Below are 5,992 nucleotides of genomic sequence, written 5' to 3' on the forward strand. Positions count from 1 at the left end.
CCGATGTCGTAGGCCACCTGCAGGTGACCGGCGACCTCGCGGCGAGCCTCACCACTTTCGCTTGAGCACGTCCTGCAGCATCGAGCGGTCCAGCGTCAGGTCGGCGACCAGCCGTTTCAGCTTGCTGTTCTCATCCTCCAACTGCTTGAGCCGGCGGATCTCCGGCACGCCCATGCCGACGAACTGCTTCTTCCAACGGTAAAACGTCGGCTCGGACACGCCCATCGTCCGGCAGACCTCGTCCACCGTCGCACCATTCTCCGCCTGCCGCAGGGCGAAGGCGATCTGTTCGTTCGTGAAGCGTTTGCGAGGCATGGCATCCACCCTCCTTAAGGGTTCAGGATGCCCGAAAAACTTGCGCTCAGCGCGGACCAGTTTGCTGGGTTAGGGGCATACCAAGGAGGCGGATACAGCCTCAACCGTCCCGGTCCTGAATTCCGCATCAAGCAACACGCAGAGGCTGCCTTACAAGGCATGAGCCAGGTCAGAAGCCGAGCTCAGTCGGCCCCGTGCGCGATCGACAGATCGTGTCAGCTCAAGAGCGCGATTTTGAGGGCTTGCCGAACCGTCTCTCCCTTCACCACCGGGAACGCCCGCTCGATCGAATCCGCGTGCATCGATAGATCGCCATCGACGATACGAGACAGGAGGGCATCGATCTGTGCCTCGACGGTCGTGTCCGCGTCCACTTCCTGATCAACGCCAGGCCTCTGGAAGGGTAAATTTGGGGGGACATCCCAGCTGTGCTAATGAGACTACTATGAACTAGCCAATTAATTTTGGCGACAACGCTCAATCAATCTTGGGAGCGTTAGCGACAGACAAGAGAGCATCCGCCAGAGCACCGCGCCAAACCCAATAATCATGCCCGCCGGCATAGTCCCGGCCAGTGACGGCATAGCCTTTGGCCCTGAGGCACTCGCGCAGGCGCCGAGTTGTTTCTAGGATGCCCTCAGTTCCCTGATGAGCACCCTCGAACAGACCGGCACTCATGTGAAAGCGCAGATCCCGGTGCGGCGCGCGGGCGACGAGGTCCGCGATGCGCTCCGGACGCCACCAGAACGAACCCGACATCGCGACAACAATGCCGAACAGCTCGGGATGGGTCAGCGCCACGGCGGTGGCCGCCAGGCCACCGTAGCTGGATCCGGCCAGGATCGTGCGGGCGGCCGGGATGACGGCGTGGCTGCGCGCCTGAATGGCCGGGAGCAACTCCGTCGCCATGAATTCCGCGAAGGCTGGGTTGCCGGGGAGTTCCCGGGCGCGCGACTCAGCATCAATCTCTGAGACGAACACCGCCAGCGTCGGCGGCAGCCGCCCGTCGGCGATAAGGGTGTCAAGGATACGGGGCGTCGGCACCTTGGTGAGATAGGCCTTCGCATCGAACAGGATCAGCAGTTGGTTGCGCCGGTCCACCGGGTCGAAGCCCGCCGGCATGTAGAGGGTGATGCCGCGGGTGTTGCCAAGGCGGGCGCTCGGGAGCCGGAAGTGGATAAACGTGCCGCGCGGGGCGCTTAGGTTCTCAAGCCCCGGCTGGACCGGTGCGGCGGGCAGCTCCAGTGTGGAATCTTGGTTGAACGCGTCCGGCGCGTCCGCCGGCCAGGGGTGATGGTTCATCGGATCGGCGGCCGCCGTGGCGAGCAGGGCGACGCGCCGCTCGCGGTCGCTGCCGGACGGGGCCGGAACGTCGGGGGCGATCCGGTAGGAGAGGCGTGTATCGGGCGGGACCGTGAAGCTCTTGAACCAGACGTCGCTGCCGGCGAGGCGGCTCAGCCATTCATGGTCGCCTGACGGCGCCCCGACGAGCCTCACGTTCGTCCGGGCGCCTCGCGCCAGGAAAGTGAGGAGGACCTGGCCCTCGCCGCCTGGCTCGACCAGGGGCGTCCCGCGTCGCGCCATCTCGGCCCAGAACGCCTCCGTGCCGCTCCCCGCCTCGACCGAGCCCGCCAGGGCGACCATGACGGGGCTGATCAGGTGCGGCGGCGGCGAGACCGCCTCCGGCGGGGCGGCGCTCGCCTCCATCGTCAGCTGCGCCGTCCCCTGTTCGAGGGCCGTGAGCACCAGACGCGCAGGCCCGTTCGGCGCGATGAAATGAACCCCGGTGCGGCCCTCGACATCGTCGGCGAGCCGGCGGATCGGCCGCCCATCGGCCGCCACGAGGTCGAGCTGGAAGCGACCCGCGCCGACCGCGAGCGTGCCGCGCACATAATCGCCGGGGCGGGCAACGAGCGTCAGGGATCGCACTTGGCCGGCGGGCAAGTGGTCGTCTCCCGCGACGACGGCCTCGGCATGGGCGATGCCCGGCATCTGCGCGCCCTCGGAGCGGGGCGCGCAGATCGCGAAGACGAGGCCGGCCATGACGACGGTCGCGCGCGACCTCACCACCGGTATTTTAGCGCCCCTGTGACGGTGAACCCGTCTCCGTAGAAGCAGGCCCCGGCGCCCTGGCACGAGGCCACGTAGGTCACGTTGCCGATATTCTTGGCGTTGAGCTGAAGGGCGGCTCCGTCGAAGCGGCGGTCCAGAACGCCGAGATCGTAGCTCAGCATGGCGTCGACCAGCGCGTAGGACGGCACCTTCACGGTGTTGGCACTGTTGCCCCAACTCGTGCCCAGATAGCGAATCCCGGCGCCGAGCTGGAGGCCCCTGAACACGCCAACGTCGAAGGTGTAGGCCGCCCAGAGGGAGGCCATAGTGCCGGGGATGCGCGGCGGCGTCTTGCGGAACTCGGTCGGATCGCCGGTCCTCTCGATGATCGAGTCGATGTAGGAATAGCTCGCGATCAGGGACAGGTTGGCGGCGATGTCGCCCTGGGCGGACAGATCGACGCCCTGGTTGTGGACCACGCCGATCTGCTTGTTGATGAACTTTCCGAGCGTGTCCGAGTAGGCGCTGACTACCCGGTTGTCCTGCACGATGTCGTAATAGGCGGCCGTGAGCAGAAGGTGCGTGCCGTCCGGGGTGTACTTGATGCCGCCCTCGAACTGGTCCGCCGTGGTCGGCTTGAACGGCGTGTTGCCCGTGGGCGGCTGATTGAGAACTGGCTCGAACGAGGTGGCATAGCTCACATAAGGTGCGACGCCGTTCGGCAGGGTGTAGAGCGCCCCCACGCGATAGGTGAAGGCGCTGTCGTCGTAGCGCATGACGGTCCGCGGCACGGAATCGGTGGTCGACGTCTTCGCCCAATCCTCGCGGAGGCCGGCCAGGAGGTGGAGGTCGCCGATCGTCACTTGGTCCTGCAGGTAGACACCGACTTGGCTGGCAGACGTGTTCAGGTTCGAGTCCGGGTCGAGGACCAGGCGCGAGACATCGTAGCCGTAGATCGGGTGGGCTAGGCTGATGCCGGGGCCGTCCTTCCGGTTGAAGCCCCATTGGTAATCCCGCGTGCGGTCGCGATAGTCGAGGCCTGAGAGGATCGTGTGTTCGACGGGTCCGGTGGCGAGCTTCAGCTCGACCTGGTTGTCGTTGGTCAGGGTGCCCCAGGCTTCGGTGCCGCCCGATGCGCTCCGGCTGATGAGCGTCTTGGCGCCGGTTGCCGGATCGAGACTGGTGCGCCCCCAGGTGAGGGTCCGCTGCTCGTAATCGACCCAGGCGTAGCGCAGCTTCTGACGCAACGTGAGGGCGTCGCCAATCCTGTGCTCGAACTCGTAGCCGATCCAGGCCTGCGTGCGCTCCGCCTTCTCGAAGTTTGGGTCGGAGACGAAGAAGTCTCGCCGCACGTAGCCGTAGTCTTTGATTGGCCGAATCGTCCCATCGGCATCGAGGAAGTTGCGGTAGCCGAAATTCGGTTCCCACTGGTAGCCGGACAGGATGGTCAGCGTCGTGTCCGGGCTGGGCGCCCAGCTGAGCGAGGGGGCGACCGCGATGCCCTGTTGGCCGGTGAAGTCTTCCTGCAGATGCGTGGTCAGCCCGGTGCCGACGAGGCGGAAGGCCAGGGAGTCGGTGCCCGCAACCCGGTCCGCGATGTCGAACGATCCTTGCAGGAACGCCCGGTTGCCGATGGCGAGCCAGGTCTCGCGCAGCGGCCCCGAGAACAGCGGCTTCTTGCTCACCATGTTGATGATGCCGCCGGGATTGACCTGGCCGTAGAGCACCGAGGCCGGGCCGGAGAGCAACTCCACCCGCTCGAGCAGGTACGGGTCGATCTTGGTGTAGTCGTCGCCGCCCCCGATAAGCATGCCGTCGAGGTAGCGCGGCACGTAGAAGAAGCCGCGCACGAAGATCTCGTCGCGCACGTTGGAGGCGCCGCGATAATCGGCGATCACCCCGGGCGTGTAGCGGAGCGCCTCGGCGACCGATTGGACCTTCTGGTCGTCCATCTGCTGCCGGCCCACCACCGTGATGGATTGCGGCGTCTCGGCGATGGCCGCATCGGTCTTGGTGCCGGAGAGGGAGTGCCGGGCCACGTAGCCCCGCACCGGCCCGTCGCCGCGCTCGCCGCGGCCTTCCACCGACAGGGTGTCCAACGCGACGGCATCCACGGGCGCTGGAGCGCCGACACCTTGGGCGAGTGCGGCGCTCAGGGCGATGGTGCTCGCCGCGCCGGTCAGAAGCATCGAGACGGCCAGACGCAGGGACGTTCCGGAACAGATGTGAGACCGCATGGACGAGACCTTGGCAACACGCCGCGCATGATCCGTCGCGCGAGAACACGTGATGCTGTGCGCCCCGTATAGGCCCTACCATTTCGAAGCTCTACGAAGGTTGTTCTTGCCGCAGCGGCGAATTTCTTTGTAGGAACGGCGTGCCTTGCGTGGGCGATGGTGTTTTAGATTGTATCTGTTCTAGAGTATGCGGCACATGAATGTTTCGCCTCAAATGTCCGTCAGCGTGACCGGCGGGCAGTCCGACCGCATCCAAAATTCGACCGTCAGCGAGATCTGTCCCAGCCTGACAGTGACGGTCTTATTTAAGGGATCGCATCGAATGATCATCGATGGGCGGCCGTTAGACTTCTATTCAGGCGATGAATTTGGCGAGGCGACGGTATACTTGCTCAACACCGCGCGGGCGTCGCGCCTGCACTATGGTCCCGGCGACGAGGCACCCGTCCGATCCGTGACGATCGCGGCGCCCCATGCCTGGCTGGACGGTCTGATGCGCAACGCCACCGAGACCGATCCGGTCTTCAGGAATTTTCTGTCCACGCATCTCGCGCAGCTGTCCTTTCCGGCGAGCCGACAGATCCACCATTTGGCGGACCAGATTGTTGATCCGCCGCCGACCCTGGGCGGCGAGGTGCGAGCCCTTCATTGCAAGGCGCGGGCCCTCGACATCCTGTGCCAAGCCTGTGCGGCCATGAGAGAGCACACGGGAGCGCGCCCGCGCTTGCACCCGCAACTCGCCAGCCGCCGCCGTAGCGAGCGGGTGCGGGACTACGTGCTGGCCAATCTCGGCGCGAATCTCACCATCGAGACGATTGCCGCGGAGACCGGGGCGAGCGTCTCCTCCGTTCAACGGCACTTCAAGGAACATTTCCGGATGACGGTGTTCGAGTTCATCCGCAGCGAGCGGCTCGCTCGGGCCTGCGCGGCGCTGGAGCGGGACGGCGTCACCATCGCCCAGGCGGCCTACGCGGCGGGCTACGCGGATCCGTCGAACTTCACGGTGGCGTTCAAGCGGGCCTACGGCGTCCTGCCCAAGCACAAGCGGCGGTGACGCGGCCCGCTCATCCCCTGAGCGTGGCGCCGCCATCGACATAGAGGTCGGCCATGGTGATGTGGCCGGCCCGATCGGAGGCGAGGAACAGCACCGCGTCGGCCACATCCTCCGGCGTCGCGAGTTTGCCGAGGGGGATGCTGGCCTTGAAGGTCTCGGGCGTCCCGGCGATGACCTGATCGTCCCCCTTTGAAGTGGTCCGCCCTGAAGTATGGCTTTTGAGCCGACAGAGGACGGAATCGATGGCCCAACGACCCAAGCCCGAGGAGATCGTGAGCAAGCTGCGTCAGGTCGACGTGCTGGTCTCACAAGGACAGAGCGTCGCCGCTTCGAT

At 65.7% G+C, this 5,992-nt stretch carries 4 protein-coding genes and 2 pseudogenes; 1 reads left to right on the top strand and 5 read right to left on the bottom strand.

Annotated features, from left to right (window positions below; all coding sequences use genetic code 11):
• The 4 genes and pseudogenes from MKL11_RS03990 to MKL11_RS04005 form a co-directional block, all read right to left on the bottom strand.
• Positions 1 to 315: pseudogene (locus MKL11_RS03990) on the bottom strand (transposase); the annotation flags it as partial.
• A gap of 215 nt (positions 316 to 530) precedes the next feature.
• Positions 531 to 689, bottom strand: coding sequence for a hypothetical protein (locus MKL11_RS03995; RefSeq protein ID WP_243940497.1), 159 nt, complete (start codon positions 687 to 689; stop codon positions 531 to 533).
• 103 nt (positions 690 to 792) lie between these two features.
• Positions 793 to 2,358: an alpha/beta hydrolase-fold protein gene (locus MKL11_RS04000; protein WP_243940499.1), complete on the bottom strand. Its 1,566-nt coding sequence runs from the start codon at positions 2,356 to 2,358 to the stop codon at positions 793 to 795.
• A 20-nt stretch (positions 2,359 to 2,378) separates the two neighbouring features.
• On the bottom strand, positions 2,379 to 4,556 hold the full coding sequence (locus MKL11_RS04005; protein WP_243940501.1) for a TonB-dependent siderophore receptor: 2,178 nt from the start codon (positions 4,554 to 4,556) through the stop codon (positions 2,379 to 2,381).
• A 436-nt stretch (positions 4,557 to 4,992) separates the two neighbouring features.
• Between MKL11_RS04005 and MKL11_RS04010 the strand changes: the two genes are divergently transcribed.
• Complete coding sequence (locus MKL11_RS04010; RefSeq protein ID WP_243940503.1) at positions 4,993 to 5,658, top strand: helix-turn-helix transcriptional regulator; 666 nt, start codon at positions 4,993 to 4,995, stop codon at positions 5,656 to 5,658.
• Between the two features lie 10 nt (positions 5,659 to 5,668).
• Here the strand turns inward: MKL11_RS04010 and MKL11_RS04015 are convergent.
• Positions 5,669 to 5,827 (bottom strand): annotated as a pseudogene (locus MKL11_RS04015) (SDR family oxidoreductase); the annotation flags it as partial.
• Between the last annotated feature and the right edge of the window lie 165 nt (positions 5,828 to 5,992).

This window comes from Methylobacterium sp. J-077 (assembly GCF_022829365.1).
Classification (GTDB): domain Bacteria; phylum Pseudomonadota; class Alphaproteobacteria; order Rhizobiales; family Beijerinckiaceae; genus Methylobacterium.